The 17,334-nt window shown below is 44.5% G+C and carries 14 protein-coding genes and 1 tRNA gene; 14 read left to right on the top strand and 1 reads right to left on the bottom strand.

Annotated elements, in window-relative coordinates:
- Positions 1 to 130 precede the first annotated feature (130 nt).
- The 13 genes from infC to DWX43_RS11690 all read left to right on the top strand — a co-directional run bounded on the left by infC (position 131) and on the right by DWX43_RS11690 (position 13,953).
- Positions 131 to 625 carry a translation initiation factor IF-3 gene (gene infC, locus DWX43_RS11635; RefSeq protein ID WP_109730471.1) on the top strand — a complete coding sequence of 165 codons (495 nt, stop codon included), beginning with the start codon at positions 131 to 133 and terminating at the stop codon, positions 623 to 625.
- Between the two features lie 59 nt (positions 626 to 684).
- On the top strand, positions 685 to 882 hold the full coding sequence (rpmI, locus tag DWX43_RS11640; RefSeq protein ID WP_009004123.1) for a 50S ribosomal protein L35: 198 nt from the start codon (positions 685 to 687) through the stop codon (positions 880 to 882).
- Between the two features lie 31 nt (positions 883 to 913).
- Entirely contained in the window at positions 914 to 1,270 is a 357-nt protein-coding gene (gene rplT, locus DWX43_RS11645) for a 50S ribosomal protein L20 (protein WP_109730470.1), read from the top strand.
- 83 nt (positions 1,271 to 1,353) lie between these two features.
- Positions 1,354 to 2,376 (top strand): DUF2804 domain-containing protein, encoded by a 1,023-nt coding sequence (locus tag DWX43_RS11650; protein WP_109730469.1) that lies wholly within the window; start codon positions 1,354 to 1,356, stop codon positions 2,374 to 2,376.
- Positions 2,377 to 2,772: 396 nt separating this feature from the next.
- Positions 2,773 to 4,158 carry a TrpB-like pyridoxal phosphate-dependent enzyme gene (locus tag DWX43_RS11655; RefSeq protein ID WP_109730468.1) on the top strand — a complete coding sequence of 462 codons (1,386 nt, stop codon included), beginning with the start codon at positions 2,773 to 2,775 and terminating at the stop codon, positions 4,156 to 4,158.
- Between the two features lie 282 nt (positions 4,159 to 4,440).
- Positions 4,441 to 4,525, top strand: a tRNA-Leu gene (locus tag DWX43_RS11660).
- 223 nt (positions 4,526 to 4,748) lie between these two features.
- Positions 4,749 to 5,705: an AAA family ATPase gene (locus DWX43_RS11665; RefSeq protein ID WP_278321106.1), complete on the top strand. Its 957-nt coding sequence runs from the start codon at positions 4,749 to 4,751 to the stop codon at positions 5,703 to 5,705.
- Positions 5,706 to 5,747: 42 nt separating this feature from the next.
- The gene (locus tag DWX43_RS11670) at positions 5,748 to 7,814 is read left to right on the top strand and encodes a transporter substrate-binding domain-containing protein (protein WP_243099298.1); all 2,067 of its coding nucleotides are present in this window, start codon (positions 5,748 to 5,750) and stop codon (positions 7,812 to 7,814) included.
- Positions 7,714 to 8,532, top strand: coding sequence for an ATP-binding protein (locus DWX43_RS27345; protein WP_243099299.1), 819 nt, complete (start codon positions 7,714 to 7,716; stop codon positions 8,530 to 8,532). Before DWX43_RS11670 ends, DWX43_RS27345 begins: the two co-directional genes overlap by 101 nt.
- Before the next feature lie 272 nt (positions 8,533 to 8,804).
- Positions 8,805 to 11,189: an ABC transporter permease gene (locus tag DWX43_RS11675; RefSeq protein ID WP_109730465.1), complete on the top strand. Its 2,385-nt coding sequence runs from the start codon at positions 8,805 to 8,807 to the stop codon at positions 11,187 to 11,189.
- A gap of 11 nt (positions 11,190 to 11,200) precedes the next feature.
- Positions 11,201 to 11,971 carry an ABC transporter ATP-binding protein gene (locus DWX43_RS11680; protein WP_118620385.1) on the top strand — a complete coding sequence of 257 codons (771 nt, stop codon included), beginning with the start codon at positions 11,201 to 11,203 and terminating at the stop codon, positions 11,969 to 11,971.
- Positions 11,972 to 11,996: 25 nt separating this feature from the next.
- A complete protein-coding gene (locus tag DWX43_RS11685) occupies positions 11,997 to 12,677 on the top strand; it encodes a response regulator transcription factor (protein ID WP_109730463.1) in 681 nt (226 codons plus the stop codon).
- Complete coding sequence (locus DWX43_RS11690; RefSeq protein WP_118620386.1) at positions 12,664 to 13,953, top strand: HAMP domain-containing sensor histidine kinase; 1,290 nt, start codon at positions 12,664 to 12,666, stop codon at positions 13,951 to 13,953. Before DWX43_RS11685 ends, DWX43_RS11690 begins: the two co-directional genes overlap by 14 nt.
- Positions 13,954 to 13,989: 36 nt before the next feature.
- Here DWX43_RS11690 and DWX43_RS11695 read toward each other — a convergent pair whose 3' ends face one another.
- Positions 13,990 to 14,823 (bottom strand): AraC family transcriptional regulator, encoded by an 834-nt coding sequence (locus DWX43_RS11695; RefSeq protein ID WP_109730461.1) that lies wholly within the window; start codon positions 14,821 to 14,823, stop codon positions 13,990 to 13,992.
- A 228-nt stretch (positions 14,824 to 15,051) separates the two neighbouring features.
- On the opposite strand from DWX43_RS11695, the gene gnpA reads away from it, so the two are divergent.
- Positions 15,052 to 17,217, top strand: a complete 2,166-nt coding sequence (gnpA, locus tag DWX43_RS11700; protein WP_118620387.1) for a 1,3-beta-galactosyl-N-acetylhexosamine phosphorylase — start codon at positions 15,052 to 15,054, stop codon at positions 17,215 to 17,217.
- Positions 17,218 to 17,334: the final 117 nt, after the last annotated feature.

Genomic DNA, 17,334 nt, shown 5'->3' on the forward strand with positions numbered 1-17,334 from the left:
CATGCCTTTAAGAGAAGTATGTGTGTGCAGAGAGTCGGGTGGATGATGTTCACTCGTTTTTTTGTGCTCAATCGCGGAAGAAACCTAAAGGAAATTCAATCAACGGAGGTATACGACAATTAGCGATTTAATGATTAACGAGCAGATCAGAGACAAAGAAGTTCGTCTGGTTAGTGAGGATGGGGAACAATTAGGAATCATGTCATCCCGGGACGCCTTGAAGATGGCGATGGATGCAGAACTTGACTTGGTGAAGATTGCACCAATGGCAAAACCACCGGTCTGCAAAATTATTGATTATGGCAAATTCAAATACGAGCAGACACGCAAAGACAAAGAAGCCAAGAAAAAGCAAAAAACTGTCGAATTGAAGGAAGTACGTCTTTCGCCGAATATTGATACCAATGACTTGAACACTAAGGTTAATAACGCGAAGAAGTTCATTACAAAGGGCAACAAGGTAAAAGTGACATTGCGTTTCCGCGGGAGAGAGATGGCGCACGTACAGCAGAGCAGACATATCTTAGATGATTTTGCGGCTTTACTGGAAGATATTGCAGTCATCGAAAAACCGGCTAAAATGGAAGGCAGAAACATGAGCATGGTTTTAACTGAAAAACGTTAAAAATAAATAATTACGGGTGTTATCACTTACGTAAGCACACAATGAAGGAGGAAATCATCATGCCAAAAATCAAAACTAATAGAGCGGCAGCAAAACGCTTCAAAGTAACAGGTACAGGAAAATTAAAAAGAAACAAAGCATATAAGAGCCATATCTTAACAAAGAAGTCTACAAAGAGAAAAAGAAATCTTAGACACCCGGCTATCACAGATGCTACAAATGTAAAAAACATGAAGAAAGTATTACCATATCTGTAAGATTTGGAAGTTGATGAAGGAGGAATAAGAAATGGCAAGAATTAAAGGCGGAATGAACGCTAAGAAGAGACATAACAGAACATTAAAGTTAGCTAAAGGATACAGAGGAGCACGCTCCAAACAGTACAGAGTTGCAAAACAGTCTGTCATGAGAGCACTTACATCATCTTACGCAGGAAGAAAACAGCGTAAACGTCAGATGAGACAGTTATGGATTGCACGTATCAACGCTGCAGCAAGAATGAACGGACTGTCTTACAGCAAGTTCATGCATGGCCTGAAACTGGCTAATGTTGATATGAACAGAAAGATGCTGGCTGAACTGGCAGTAAGCGATAAAGAAGGATTCGCTACACTGGCAGAGGTTGCAAAAGCTCAGACCGCGTAGTAAAATATAAGTATGAAGCCCAGTCCCCCCGGGGATTCGGGCTTTTTTCCATTATGAAGGAAATACAGTGAGGAGATGTTTATATGAGGAATCATGAGGTTACTTCTAAACAGCCCCTGTTGAAGGCAGACGGAAGCCTTCGCGAACCGGGATGGTCCAGATCACTTTTGCAGGAGTATGACAGAAACAGAATCAGTGCGTCGAAATTCCGCATAAAAGAGTGGGATTACTATCTGGTCCTGAACGAAGACTATGCGGGTGCGTTTACACTATCAGATGACGGTTATATCGGCCTGCAGTCGGTTTCACTCCTGAACTTTAAAGAAGGGTGGGAACACACAGAAACCATTTTAAACCCGTTTCCAATGGGAAGGATGAAGATGCCTGCCACATCGGAGACGGGAGATATCAAGTACAAAGACAAGCGCCTCAGTATGGAGTTTAAAGTGACTGCTGGAAAAAGGACGATCGTCTGTGACTTTAAAAATTTCTGGGAGGGAAAACCATTTCACTGTGAAATCACCTTGTCCCAGCCCCCAATGGATACGATGGTGATCGCCACTCCGTGGAAAGGGAAGAAGTCAGCGTTCTACTATAATCAGAAAATTAACTGCATGCGTGCAGAGGGGTATATGACCTTTGACAATGTGACCTACTGGTTCCGGCCTGAGACAGATTACGGGACACTGGACTGGGGCCGTGGTGTCTGGACCTATGATAACAGATGGTTCTGGGGATCAGGCAACGGGACTATAGGAGGAAAACCTTTTGGTTTTAACATAGGATACGGGTTCGGGGATACCTCGGCAGCTACTGAGAATATACTGTTTTACGACGGGAAATGTCATAAATTGGATGATGTCACATTTCATATTCCGAAGGATGATTATATGAAGCCGTGGAAGTTTACTTCCAGTGACGGCAGATTTGAAATGGATTTTGAGCCGGTACTGGACCGGGCTGCGAAAATATCCGCGCTGGTCATAGCCTCTGACCAGCATCAGGTATTTGGAAAGATGAGCGGCAGGGCAGTGCTGGACAATGGAATGTTCATCGAGTTGAAAGATTTCATGTGTTTTGCGGAAGATGTACACAACCGCTATTAAAAATTTGCATTAAAAATTGACAAAGTAAAAACTGTTGACATTTGAATTCCAAAGTGGTAAAGTTTTTGTAAACCGTTGAAGAAGAGCAAGTACTTTCTGTACTTACCATACAGAGAGCCGCAGATGGTGGGATTGCGGCAGGAAAAGACAGTCAGGAATGGGCTTCTGAGGGCGAACTGAAAGCATAGTAGGTAAGCCGGAGAGAATACTCCGTTAAAAAATTCGGCATATGTCAGTATGCAAGAGAGGATGCACTATTTGCATCAAGCTGGGTGGCACCGCAGGAGTTTGAACTTATATACTCTTGTCCCTGCAATAATTTTATTGTGAGGGATAAGAGTTTTTTTGTATTTAAATATCAAAGCTTATCCCGGAAAAAAGAAAGGAGATTAAACAATGAGTGAGAAAAAGATTCCCTACAAAATTTATCTGGAAGAAAGTGAGATGCCGAAGGAATGGTATAATGTGCGCGCCGATATGAAGAATAAACCGGCACCGCTTTTAAATCCCGGAACACTGAAACCAATGACAGAAGAGGAACTTGGAGTTGTATTTTGCGAAGAACTGGTAAAACAGGAGCTGGACAATGACAACAGATTTATTGAGATTCCTGAGAAAATCAGGGATTTCTATAAGATGTACCGTCCGGCACCGCTTGTAAGGGCATATTGTCTGGAGGAGAAGCTGCAGACGCCTGCGAAAATCTACTATAAATTCGAAGGAAATAACACAAGCGGAAGCCACAAACTAAATTCAGCAATTGCACAGGCATACTACGCAAAGGACCAGGGACTGAAAGGTGTAACAACTGAGACAGGGGCCGGACAGTGGGGAACTGCTTTGTCTATGGCATGTTCTTATCTGGATCTGGATTGTCAGGTTTATATGGTAAAATGCTCCTATGAGCAGAAACCTTTCAGAAGAGAAGTGATGAGAACTTATGGAGCAAGTGTGACTCCTTCACCGTCTGAGACAACCGAGATCGGAAAGAAGATACTGGCAGAACATCCGGGAACATCAGGAAGCCTTGGCTGTGCTATTTCAGAAGCTGTTGAAGTGGCTACCCATACAGAGGGCTACAGATATGTTCTTGGAAGTGTATTGAACCAGGTTCTTCTCCACCAGTCAGTGATTGGTGTGGAGACAAAGATCGCGATGGATAAGTACGGGATCAAACCGGATATTATTATCGGCTGTGCGGGCGGCGGTTCCAATCTGGGCGGACTAATTTCTCCATTTATGGGCGAACAGTTAAGGGGAGAGGCAGAGTATCAGTTTATTGCCGTAGAACCTGCATCCTGCCCGAGCCTGACACGCGGTGTGTTTGCTTATGACTTCTGTGATACCGGGATGGTATGCCCTCTGGCGAAGATGTATACGCTTGGAAGCGGATTTATTCCGTCAGCCAACCATGCAGGCGGCTTAAGATATCACGGAATGAGCTCGACATTATCACAGCTCTACCATGATGGTTACATGGAGGCACGTTCCGTAGAACAGACATCCGTATTTGAAGCAGCAGAACAGTTTGCAAGAGTGGAAGGTATCCTTCCGGCACCTGAGAGTAGCCATGCAATCAAGGTTGCAATCGACGAGGCTATGAAATGCAAGGAGACAGGAGAAGAGAAAACAATTCTTTTCGGCCTGACAGGAACCGGATATTTTGATATGTATGCGTATGAGAAGTTCCATGACGGCAAGATGACAGACTACATCCCGACAGATGAAGACCTGAAAGCCGGATTTGACGGAATCCCGAGATTTCCGGGAAATATGGAATAAAAGGGCAGTGTAACATATAACAGAATACGTTTGACAGTACGGGCAGGAAACCCGGGGTACAAAAATCTTTCTTCGGAAAGTGTACTCCGGGTTTCTTTTTAAATCTCTGATAAGGGGAGCATTGATAATTTACATCAAAGACAATGTCTTCAGAGGCCTGAAAAGACGCCGAAAAGAAGAATTTTTCAAATTAAATAAAAAGTATACAAAATTCTGTTGACATTTGAGGAAAAAGATAGTATTATACTTCTTGTAGCGCGGGAACAACAAGCGATACAAAATGCGGAAGTGTCGGAACTGGCAGACGAGCAAGACTAAGGATCTTGTGAGCAATGCGCTCGTGTGGGTTCAAGTCCCATCTTCCGCAGTAAATGGAAAGCCTTGCAGATGCAGGGCTTTTTTGTTATTTCTACTTTTGATCCAGTGCTATTGAAGTGTCGAAAATATAAGGTATGATTTGGACAGGATATCTGATATAATTATGAAGAGATCCTGTCCATAGTTTTAGCAGGATCAGAGGAACCCGCTTTTTCTATTATTATGAGATACAAGGCGGCAAAGGAAAAGGGTGGTGAATAAGATGGGATTTTATTTTCCATCAAGATTTTGTAACAAACGAGGATAGAAAAAAATACTTGTCATTTTTACGGGATTTACTAAAGGATATGCCTTATGTTATGTTTGTTTATATGACAGGCATCCTTCCGATCGCAAAATATTCAAGCGGCTCTGAATTGAATATGTTCGTAGAGTTTACTATGGCAAAATCCCCCGCATTTTCCGATTATTTTGGTTTTACGGAAGATGAGGTGACAGAGTTATATAACCGGTATCTGACAAGATGTACAAAACCACATATTACTCGGGATGGATTGAGGCTCTGGTATAATGGTTATCATACAGCAGCGGGAGAACGGGTCTATAATCCCCGCTCTGTAGTATTTGCATTGCTTTATGATAATCTGGCTAATTATTGGACCAGTGCGGGTCCGTATGATGAAATATACTATTATATTGAGCATAACATTAATGACGTCAAAGATGATTTGGCACTCATGGTATCGGGGGCATCCGTACCCGCGAAGATTCAGGAATATGCGGCAACATCCATGAATCTTCAGACAAAGGATGAGATTTTTTCAGCTATGGTGGTTTATGGATTTTTGAGTTATGAAGACGGCAGAATTAGCATACCGAATCAGGAATTGATGGAGCAGTTTGTAAATATGCTCCAGAAGGAACCTTCTTTAGGCTATATATATCGTCTGGCAAAAGAATCAGACCGTATGCTTCAGGCAACTTTGGCAGAAGATACGGATACAATGGCAGAAATTCTGGAATTGGCCCATGATACAGAGGTCCCGCTTCTAAGCTATAATAATGACAAACAAATTAAAGATAAAAAATATGCCCTGAAGTTTCTGGGAAAGATAGGAGAGAATCAAAGATATACAGGCAGGGTGCTTGCAGTAGGTATCAGTTATAACAGGATAGAAAAAAAGCATCACTGTAAAATAGAGGTTTTGACAGATGCGAAGAAGGTGTAAGATTATTTCTTAATATATACAGATAGAATCAGGAGGTACGAAATGCCGGGGTTCAATAAAAACATTCTAAAACACAGCCGTATTTATTTTTTTTCAGTAATGCTGCTCTTTTTGCTGTTTACCAATTCTAAGAACGTATTGGCCGAAGAGGATGCTGATGAGAAGGTGCTGCGTGTGCCTTATCCGAAAACGGCTGGTTTTACTGAGACTGATGAGTATGGAAGACGGCACGGCCTTATTGTTGATTATCTGAATGAAATTGCGAAATATACCGGATGGAAATATGAGTACATTGACGTGACTGATGCGGTTGAAATGCTGGAGAGATTTAATGCCGGGGAATTTGACCTGATAAGCGGCCAGTATTATGTGGAGGGTATGGAAGAGTATTATGCTTACCCGGATTATAATATTGGTTTTAGTAAATCTGTTCTTCAGGCTCGCAGAGATGATGAAAGTATCAGGAACTTTGACTGGAACAGCATCAATGGGAAAACGATCGGGGTATATAAAAATGCAAAAGAGAACATCCGGCGTCTTGAAATTATGCTGGAAAGCAATCAGGTGGAGTATACGTTGAAGTATTATGATTACAGTGAACTGAGGGATGGCAGCCTGTTTCCCTATCTGGAAGAAGGAGATATAGATCTGGTGCTGGCAAATAATACAGAGTATGTAGAAGGGTTCCGTGTTGTTCAGGAGTTTGACTCCCAGCCGATTTATATCGTGACATCCCCGGATAAACAGGAGATACTGGACGGGTTGAATATGGCGCTGGGAAAAATTGCGGAATCTAACCCTAATTTTGCCTCGGAGCGGTATAAGGTAAACTTTGAAAATAGCAGAATATCAAGTATTTATCTGACAAAAGAAGAGAAGCAGTATGTAGAAGAAAAAGGAGTGGTTTCCGTAGCCGTGGTCAGGAACTGGCATCCACTATTTTGCATGGAATCTAAGTCTGGTACACATGACGGTGTGATTCCTGATATTTTGAAAAAAGTGGAAGAGTTCTCAGGACTTCAGTTTGAATATATATATGCAGGCAGTTATGCAGAGGCTTTAGACCTTGTGAACCAGGGAAAAGCAGATATGCTTGGCGCATTTCTTGGACAAGACGAGGAAGGGGCCGGGCAGAATCTGGCATTGTCAACACCGTATACGGCACTGAACGACATCATAGCCAGAAATAAAAAAACCAGTTTCCCCTCGAAAGGATTAACAGGTGCTGTCATCAAAGGACGGTCCCTTCCGGCAGAAATAGAGGCCGATGAAGTGAAGTATTTTGATAACGCACTGGACGCACTAAAAGCCGTGAACAGCGGGGAGGTAGATTTCTTTTACGGGGTTTCCTATTATATAGAGCAGGCGATACAGAGGCAGTATCTGGCAAATGTGATCCCTAATACCCTTATTAATGACCAGAACAATATCTGCTTTGCGGTAAAAAGCCCGGCCAGGACAGATCTGCTTCTTATTATGAATAAGGCTATCAGCAGTCTCAGTACAGAGGAAAAAGACATTCTCCTGAGCCAGAATCTGATTACATCGGGGGAGACTTCCTTCTCACTCAAAGCGATGATCTATGCGGATCCGTTTACATTTGTAATTATTATCGGGGGAATCGCGGTTCTATTTATCGTTCTGGCCGGCATGATTGCGATGTCACGTGTGCGGGCCGCACGGATGCAGAGCAGCCTGGAACGCGCAGAAGCGGAAAATCATGCGAAAGGGGAATTTCTCTCTCGCATGAGCCACGAGATCCGTACTCCGATGAATGCGATTGTGGGATTAAGCGATTTGACGTATATGATGGACGGAGTGCCCGTGAAGGCAAGGGAGAATCTCCAGAAGATCCGCTCCTCGTGCCACTATCTGCTCAGACTGATCAGCGATATTCTGGATATGAGCAGGATAGAAAGCGGGATGATGACAATCACAAAGGATCCATTTTCCATTGGACGTGTTTTGAATGAGATTGAAAGTATGATGACGGCAGATTCACTTCAGCATGGAAATGCAGCTGGAGGAGGAATATCTGATCGGGGATGCGGTTCGGCTGAAACAGGTTCTGACCAATCTGATTTCGAATGCTTTCAAGTTTACACCTGAGGGTGGCACTGTCCGGGTATGTGTGAATAAGACAGGGGGCGACGCATCACATGTGTCGTACTGTTTCCGCGTGATCGACAGCGGAGTAGGGATTTCCAGGGAAAACCAGCAGCGTATTTTTGAGGCATTCGAACAGGTGGGGACGAATTATTCCAAGAGTCAGGGGACGGGACTGGGACTTGCCATCAGTAAGACAATTGTAGAACTGATGGGTGGTGAGCTGAAGCTGTCAAGTGAAAAGGGCAAAGGCAGTGAATTCTATTTTACAGCGGAATTTCCTGTCAGTGCAGGCAGGGGGGAAACAGAGGAGACTGCTGAAGTATATGATTTTTCAGGCAGCAAGATCCTTCTGGCAGAGGATAACGACCTGAATGCAGAGATTTCCAAAGAGCTGCTGAAGATGCAGGGCGCAAAAGTGCAGCGTGCGGTAAATGGTGAAGAAGCCGCTGAGATGTTTCAAAACAGCGGGGCGGGAGAATTCCAGATGATTCTGATGGATATCCAGATGCCTGTCATGGATGGACTGGAAGCATGCCGGCGGATCAGGAACATGGAACATGCCGATGCCAAAACAATACCGGTCATTGCAATGACTGCCAATTCCTTTAAGGAGGATGAGGATGCAGCACTTGAGGCGGGGATGAATGATTTTCTTACCAAGCCTGTCGATGTTGCCCGGCTTTATCAGGTTATGAATAAAGCTATAAAGAAATCATAGAAAGATAATAAATTGACAGAAGGCGGTGAAGCTGGTCGTATGGCTTCCCGCCTATTTTATTTCATAGGAAAGTACGTCCTATGAAATAAAAGGCCCTCCGGGGGATGCGCCCTGCGGTGTATAAGGAAGATGTCGCGATGCGACCGCCGCAGGCGCGAGTTTCGCAAGCGAAACTCTATTTTGTACTCCGCAATTATATATTAAGTATTTAAGGATTTTTTCATAATTGAAGCATTATACTCTCCTTAACACACAGGAAAGGAAAATTTATCATGATACAACGGATACTAAAAAAAGATATGAAGCGGAGAAAGAGTGTAAATATCATTCTGTTCCTGTTCATAACAATCGCATCCATCTTTCTGTCAAGCAGCATTAATAATATCCTCGTGGTTACTTCGGCAGTGGAATATTATATGGACTATGCGAAGGTTCCTGACATTAATTTTATTGTTTCAGGGACACAGGAAAAAGAGGTGATTGATGACTGGATTGAACACGAATCACCGAACCTGAAATCATGGGGATATAATACGGTAATGTCTGTGAATGAAAAGGATATTAAGATTCACAGGGAGAAGAAAGATTCCGCATTCAAATCAAACGGTGTAACCACATATATTGGAACGATGAATGCCGAATATTGTAAGGTGTATGACATGGATGGCAGGGACTTTACACTCAAACAGGGAGAGGCAGCCATCGGCTACGGCATTGCAGAAGACAATAAACTGTCAGAGGGAGACCAAATCAGGATCAGTGCAGCCGGCGGTGTAAATAAGATTTTTACAATCAAATATCTGGTCAAGGATGCAGCATTTGGAAGTGAAATGGCCGGTATGAGCCGTATTATGTTATCAGAGGAAGATTATAAAGACTATTCTGAGAAAAATGAATCAAATCTGCAGGGACTATATTATGTCAATACGGGCGATCAGAATACTTTTATAAGAGAATACAACGATCAGGAGTTTACCTCAGCATTGAATATGATTACGAGGCAGACTTATACGATGGCTTATTCGTTTGATATGATCATGGCGGCACTCCTGATACTGATCGGCATCTGCCTGATACTGATTGCCCTGCTTGTACTAAGGTTTACACTGGTATTTACGCTTGAGGAGGAATACCGGGAGATTGGTATTATGAAAGCAGTCGGGCTCAAAGAATTTGCGATAAAGAAAATCTATCTGGTGAAGTATTTCTTTATTGTTACTGCAGGTTCAGCCGTCGGTCTTGCGGCAAGTATCCCTGTCAGTCAGATGATGGTAAAGGGTGTCAGCAGAAATATGATTATGGAGGATACCAGCGCTAATTTCTGGGTTAACATTATCTGTACGTTTCTGATCATCGCTCTGGTTATGCTTTTCTGCTACGGGTGTACGAGAAAACTGAATAAAATCTCTGCAATCAGCGCGATCCGAGGGGGACAGAGCGGGGAACGGTTCCACAGACGATCGGTTCTTAAGATGCACAAGTGCAAGAGAATGCCGGTAGCTGTGTTTCTGGGGCTGAATGACATGGCAAGCCATTTGAAGCGCTATCTTGTTCTGATGGTCACCTTCTGCCTGAGTTTTATACTGATTACGATTCCCCTGAATACCCTGAATACCATGCAGAGCGAGGAAATGGCAGAGAAATTCTGCATGAACCCTGACAGCTCGGTTTATATAGAAACAATCGAAAAGCCCGGCGAGGAGCCCTATAAGACAATCAAAGACCTAAAGGCCGGAATGAACAGAGTGGAAAAGGAACTTAAAGAGAAGGGATATGATGCAAAGCTTACGGCAGTCCCGATATATTTTCTGCGCTTTTATGAAGAAGAACAGGGCGGAAAAAATCATATCATGACAGTACAGATTTTAGGAGAAAATAACGACTTTCTAACATATCTGGAGGGGGAGGCTCCCACGTTGGAAAATGAGATTGCAATTTCCAGAGCGATTCTGGAACAGAATGACTGGCAGATCGGGGATACCGTAGAAGTCGGTCTGACAAACGGGACAAAGAAGATGCTGATTACGGGAACTTATTCGGACTATATGCAGCTTGGAAAGAGTGCCAGAATGAACCCCGAAATAGACTTAAGCAGTGAGATAATGTTCCAGTACTGGAATATTATGGCGGACGTGAAGACAGACCTGACACAGCAGGAGCTGGCAGACAAAATGGAAAAATTATTCCCGGATTATAAATGGACGACGGCACAGGAAGTGGTCGACAGAAATGTAGGCGGCATTCAGGAAAATCTGAAGTCTATGCTGGTCCCAATGACAGGGATGCTCTGTGCCGTGATCATGCTGATTACGCTTCTGATGGAACGCCTTTTCATTGCAAGGGAAAAAGGTGAGATTGCGATGATGAAGAGCATGGGGTATAAAAACAGGACGATCTGCCTGTGGCAGGTCCTGAGAATGGTATGGGTGGCACTTGTATCTATGATTGCGGCGGTTCCGCTGTCTTTCGTGTCAAACCAGTTTATCCTGAAGCCGATCTTTGCGATCATGGGGGCAGAGGTGGAGATCCAGGTTGTTCCCTGGCAGGTCTACGGGCTGTACCCGGGCGTGCTGCTTGTGGGGATCATACTGGCAACGGTAATTGCGGCTGTAAAAGTGAAACAGATTAATATCCGGGAACTCAATAACCTGGAATAGGAGGATAGAAGATGGGGACTTTAAAAGTATCGAATTTATGTAAGACTTACATTATCAATAAACGCCAGAATAATGTGCTGCGCAATGTAAACCTGACAATCAAAGAAGGCGAAATGGTCGGCGTCATGGGGCCGTCCGGATCCGGCAAGACAACACTGCTTTATACTGTCAGCGGCATGGACAGTGCCACTGCAGGCAGGGTGGAGTTTTATGGAAAGGACCTGACCGGTATGAAGGCAAACGAGATGAGTGATATCCGTCTCAATGAGATGGGATTTGTATTTCAGCAGATGTATATGCTGAAAAATCTGACCGTTTATGATAACATTATCCTGCCGGGATACCAGACACCGGAGGGAAAGACGAAAGAAGGCAGAAGGAAGATCAATGACAGGGCCAAAGTGCTGATGCAGACGCTCGGAATCAGCGAGATCGCAGAAAATGATATCAATGAGGTATCCGGCGGACAGCTCCAGAGGGCATGTATCTGCCGCAGCATGATTAACAATCCGAAGATCATCTTTGCCGATGAACCTACGGGAGCGCTGAATAAACAGAACTCAATAGAAGTCATGGAAGAACTGAACCACATCAATCAGGCAGGAACGGCAGTGCTTCTCGTAACCCATGACATGAAAGTCGCTTCGAAATGTGAAAGAGTGCTCTATATTGAAGACGGTGATATCCGTGATGAGATAACACTTGGACGGCGTTTGGGCAGGGCAGAGGACAGAACAAGGGAAAGAACACTGAATGACTGGCTGATCGGACTGGGCTGGTAGATTCTCAAAAATGAGGTAGTAAAGCATGAAGGATATTTTACTTGTGGAAGACCAGGAAGAACTGGCAGAACTGATACAGATTTTCCTTGAAAAAGAGGGATTTACGGTACTCCTTGCAGGCACAGGGGAACAGGCGGTGGAATATCTGAAGGAGCAGCAGGTGAAACTGCTTCTTCTGGATATTATGCTTCCTGAGATGGATGGCTTTGCCGTGTGCAGGGCCGTGCGGGAAAAAGGAAATATGCCGGTCCTGATCATGAGTGCCAGAGCGGGCAGGGATGACAAGTTAACCGGTTATGAACTGGGCGCAGATGATTACATGGAGAAACCAGTTGACCCCGAAATCCTGACCGCCAAAGTAAGGGCACTGATGCAGCGTGCTTATGGAACGTTTGCAGAGTCCGATATCCTCTCCTCTGGCGGGATTACTATTGATACTGTCTCCAGAAAGGGATATTTAAATGGCAAAGAACTGGATTTGAACGGCAAGGAGTATGAACTTCTGCTTTTGTTCCTAAAGAATCCGGGGAAGACACTTTTAAAGGACTATATTTTTGCACAGATATGGGGAATGGACAGCTTAAGTGAGAATCAGACACTCACAGTGCATATAAAAATGCTGCGTAAAAAGATTGAAGAAAATCCAAGGGAACCGAAGCGGATTGTGACGGTATGGGGAGTGGGGTACAGATATGAAGAAGTATGACAGGCTGATTCTCTTTTCCCTAATCCTTTATATACTGACAGCAATAGGGACTGCTTACGGAGTCTATGGTGTGACGGCAGAGAGAGGAAAAGAATATAAAATAGAAATGAACCGCCTGTATAACAGCTTATCCGGGGACGAAGACCCGGATAGGCTGAATCTGCGTTCCTTGAGATACGTGCAGAATGTGACCTGGCTGCCGGTCGGGGTACTGTCGGAGGAATCACAGTCTGCAAGAGAAAAGACCGATGAATTTTATGAGCAGGGCAACCTCCTGAAAACGGAAATACGCCCTTGGTACGAAGAAGGTCATTTCAAAGGGTTTGTGCGGTTCGATTATGTGGAACCGGATGTAAATTACCGGAGGATCATCTGGATTACACAGATCTGCCTTGCCCTGATGGAAGGATTTCTGCTTGCTGTATTGTTCTATCTGAGAAGCCAGCTTGTCCGCCCGTTCCAGCGAATGGCAGACCTGCCCCATGAACTGGCGATGGGGCATTTGAAGGGGACGGTAACAGAAGAAAAAAGCAGATTCTTTAGTAATTTCCTATGGGGGATCGGTCAGCTGAAAGACACGCTCGACACTTCGAAAAAGAGAGAACTGAAGCTGCAGAAAGAAAAGAAGCTGCTCCTTCTGGCTCTGTCACATGATATTAAGACCCCTCTTAATACGATCAAGCTTTATGGAAGGGCACTTGAGGAGGAACTGTATCCGACTGGGGAGCAGAAGAAGCAGGCGGCCCGCCAGATTGAAAAGAAGGCAGACGAAATCGAACGGTATGTGGAAGAAATCATGAAAAATGCAAGGGAGGATATTCTGGATATTCAGGTGAGGAAGGAAGAATTCTATCTTACAGACCTGATGGATAAAGTGCTGGATACGTATCGGGAAAAATGCAGGATACGCATGATAGACCTGACAGTGGGAAAATTTGAAAACCGTCTGATTATCGGGGATCCTGAGCGTACGATGGAAGTCTTCGAAAATCTTTTTGAAAATGCCTTTAAGTATGGTGACGGACGGCGGATTGAGATCACCTTCTATGAGGAAGATTACCGGCAGCTCATCCGTATCTTTAATACCGGTTCCCCTGTGACGGATACGGAGTTCAACCATGTTTTTGAGAGCTTTTTCCGTGCAGGCAACAGCGAAGGAAAGCAGGGGAACGGGCTGGGGCTTTACATCTGTCGGGAAATCATGCGGAAAATGGACGGCGAAATTTTCGCGGAAAAGTCGGTGGATGGAATGGCTTTCATACTTGTATTCCGCTGATATTCCTGTTGTATCCCGGCAGACGGAGTCCTGTTCTTATGTATCCTGATGGTTTTTACGGTATGCCGCGGGGGTAAGTCCCGTGTAGCGCTTAAACGACTGTGAAAAGTAATTGGCAGATGAGAATCCGGTCGTATGTGCGATCTGCGTAATACTGAAATCCGCTGACTTTAATAGTTCCTTGCTGTGCAGGATACGGCGCTCCAGCAGATAGGTAATAGGCGAAATCCCAAATGCGCGGTTAAAAATATGTGACAGGTAGAACTTATTCAGGTGGGATACTTCAGCCAGCTTATCCAGCGTTATATTTTCCTGATAATGTGTGTCAATATAGTACTTGATTGTCTCACATTCCCCCGGAATATTCTTGGAGGAATACGGCGTGAACTGGTCACCGCTTATGCGCAGAATCTTTAAGAGCAGGATACTCAGAAAATGATGGCAGATGAGCTCTGAGGATGCGCGCCGCCCTCTGGCCTCGTCCAGCATCATCTGCATAATCGGAAGACAGGCATCCCTGTGCTTGTAAAAATCATGGACACGGTATGCACTGTATTCATCGCCTGAAAATTGAAAATGGAGATTATCTATACCCAGCACGATATAAGTAAGCGGATGCGTGACAGAGGACTTTTCCGTGTGCCGGATATTCGGGTTAATCAGAATCAGGGAGTCCCTTTCAATGGGGACTTCTTCTGATTCTGTGCAAAAATGCCCCTGTCCGTCCAGAACATAGAAAAGTTCTGCAAAACTATGGGAATGAAACATGCTGATCCAGTCATTCCCATAAGTAGCCGAAGAGATATACAGAAGCCTTTCAATCGGCTCCTGGCTGTAAAGGTCTGTGATCGAATATTGAATATGTGCCATAATGAACGCTCCTTTCTGATATCATCATACCATCCCACATAAATAAAGACAAGATATATAACTTTTAGAGCAATAAATAAGTTGATTAAGGCTGCTTTAATCCGTATACTTGAATCAAAGAATTGTGCAAATGCTATAAAAATCAACAAGATAATAAATATAATTTGTATAAAGTGAAACTCTTTAGAGCACACATGCACAGTCTCGAATAGCAAAAGGAGACAAATTATGGAAAGCAATTTATCTTTTGGACGGGTGACAATCCCGACAGATGTTGACGTAGTGAATGAGACAAAAGAGATCCTGAAGCGATGGGGCGCAGATGCAATAAGGGACTGTGACGGTACGGATTTCCCAGAAGAATTACGCAATGTAAATGCGAAGGTATATTCTACATATTATACAACGAGAAAAGACAACGAATGGGCAAAGGCAAACATGGATGAAGTGCAGCAGATGTACATTATGACGGATTTCCATAATGCCTCTGAAAAGACTCTGCGTATTCACCTGATGGACCATCTCTATCCAGACATGCTGGCGGTAAATACGCGTGACGATATCGGCCGTTGGTGGGAAGTGATTGACCGCACGACGGGGGAAGTTATCCCATACGGCATCTGGAGTTATGATAAAGAATCCGGTGACGTAGTGATCAGTCCCGCGCGGCTGTATCATGATTACACCGTGAGCTTTCTGACTTATATCATGTGGGACCCGGTGCATATGTACAATGCAGTGACAAACGGGTGGAAGGATGTAGAAAAACAGATTACCTTCGATGTCAGGCAGCCAAAGACAAGGGCATATTCAATGCAGCGCCTGCGCCGCTATCTGGAGAGCAGCCCGCATGTCGATGTTATCCGGTACACGACCTTTTTCCATCAGTTCACATTGATTTTCGACGAACTGGCAAGAGAAAAATACGTGGACTGGTACGGATATTCCGCCTCCGTCAGTCCATATATTCTGGAACAGTTTGAACGTGAGGCGGGATACAGGTTCCGTCCGGAGTTCATTATCGACCAGGGATACATGAACAATACATACAGGATACCTTCCAAAGAATTTCAGGATTTCCAGAAGTTCCAGAGAAGAGAAGTTGCAAAGCTTGCAAAGGAAATGGTAGATATTACCCACGAGTATGGCAAAGAGGCCATGATGTTCTTAGGGGACCACTGGATTGGCATGGAACCGTTTATGGATGAGTTCCGGACAATCGGTCTGGATGCAGTTGTTGGAAGTGTGGGGAATGGTTCCACACTGCGGCTGATCAGTGATATCAAAGGCGTTGATTATACAGAAGGGCGTTTCCTGCCTTACTTTTTCCCGGATGTGTTCCACGAGGGCGGCGATCCGGTAAAAGAGGCAAAATATAACTGGGTGACTGCAAGGCGTGCAATCTTGAGAAGCCCGATCGATAGGATCGGTTATGGCGGTTACCTGAAACTTGCACTGGAGTTCCCGGAATTTATTGATTATGTGGAAACGGTCTGTAATGAATTCCGGATCTTATATGAAAACATCAGAGGCACCACACCTTACTGTGTGAAACGTGTGGCCGTACTGAACTGCTGGGGAAAGATGCGGGCATGGGGAAACCATATGGTGCACCATGCGATCTACCATAAGCAGAATTACTCTTATGCGGGGATCATCGAGTCACTGAGCGGTGCGCCGTTTGATGTGAAGTTCATCAGTTTTGATGACATCAGGGAGAATCCCGATATTTTAAAAGACATCGATGTAATCCTCAATATCGGGGATGCCGATACCGCTTATACCGGCGGGGAAAACTGGATTGACGAGCAGATTGTGACAGCAGTGAAGCGTTTCATATATGAAGGCGGCGGATTCATCGGCGTCGGGGAACCGACGGCGCACCAGTGGCAGGGCAGGTTCTTTCAGTTAGCAGGTGTGATGGGAGTAGAGAAGGAAAATGGCATGACGCTGAACAGGGATAAGTATAACTGGGAAGAACATGCACACTTCATTACCGCGGACTGTAAGGAAGAGATCGATTTCGGTGAGGGCAAGAAAAGCATTTATGCCCTGGACAAAGCAACCATTCTCTGCCAGAGAGAAAAAGAGGTTCAGCTGGCCGTCAATACATTCGGTATGGGCAGAAGCGTCTATATCAGCGGGCTCCCATACAGCTTCGAGAACAGCAGGCTTCTTTACAGGGCCGTAATCTGGTCTGCATCAGACGAAGAGAATCTGGAAAGATGGTTCAGCAGTAATTATAATGTAGAAGTTCATGCATATGTGGCTAATGGCAAGTACTGTGTCGTTAATAATACATATGAGGAACAGGACACCATCGTCTATAAAGGTGACGGAAGCAGTTTCCCGCTCCATCTGGAGGCGAATGAGATCATCTGGTATGAAATTTAAGAACAGCTATACCGTTCTTAAAATATATCTGCCGGTGGATTCCCGGCAGGGCAAACTTTATTAATAACAGGGAGGAAAGAAGATTGAAAATGAAAAGTAGAGGTTATCCATTACCTT

The organism is Clostridium sp. AF19-22AC, assembly GCF_003479085.1.
GTDB lineage: Bacteria > Bacillota > Clostridia > Lachnospirales > Lachnospiraceae > Faecalicatena_A > Faecalicatena_A orotica.

Bases quoted from the DNA above. Each gene is read 5' to 3' on its own strand.
- infC (WP_109730471.1), top strand. From the start codon at position 131: ATGATTAACGAGCAGATCAGAGACAAAGAAGTTCGTCTGGTTAGTGAG.
- rpmI (WP_009004123.1), top strand. From the start codon at position 685: ATGCCAAAAATCAAAACTAATAGAGCGGCAGCAAAACGCTTCAAAGTA.
- rplT (WP_109730470.1), top strand. From the start codon at position 914: ATGGCAAGAATTAAAGGCGGAATGAACGCTAAGAAGAGACATAACAGA.
- DWX43_RS11650 (WP_109730469.1), top strand. From the start codon at position 1,354: ATGAGGAATCATGAGGTTACTTCTAAACAGCCCCTGTTGAAGGCAGAC.
- DWX43_RS11655 (WP_109730468.1), top strand. From the start codon at position 2,773: ATGAGTGAGAAAAAGATTCCCTACAAAATTTATCTGGAAGAAAGTGAG.
- DWX43_RS11670 (WP_243099298.1), top strand. From the start codon at position 5,748: ATGCCGGGGTTCAATAAAAACATTCTAAAACACAGCCGTATTTATTTT.
- DWX43_RS27345 (WP_243099299.1), top strand. From the start codon at position 7,714: ATGGAAATGCAGCTGGAGGAGGAATATCTGATCGGGGATGCGGTTCGG.
- DWX43_RS11675 (WP_109730465.1), top strand. From the start codon at position 8,805: ATGATACAACGGATACTAAAAAAAGATATGAAGCGGAGAAAGAGTGTA.
- DWX43_RS11680 (WP_118620385.1), top strand. From the start codon at position 11,201: ATGGGGACTTTAAAAGTATCGAATTTATGTAAGACTTACATTATCAAT.
- DWX43_RS11685 (WP_109730463.1), top strand. From the start codon at position 11,997: ATGAAGGATATTTTACTTGTGGAAGACCAGGAAGAACTGGCAGAACTG.
- DWX43_RS11690 (WP_118620386.1), top strand. From the start codon at position 12,664: ATGAAGAAGTATGACAGGCTGATTCTCTTTTCCCTAATCCTTTATATA.
- DWX43_RS11695 (WP_109730461.1), bottom strand. From the start codon at position 14,823: ATGGCACATATTCAATATTCGATCACAGACCTTTACAGCCAGGAGCCG.
- gnpA (WP_118620387.1), top strand. From the start codon at position 15,052: ATGGAAAGCAATTTATCTTTTGGACGGGTGACAATCCCGACAGATGTT.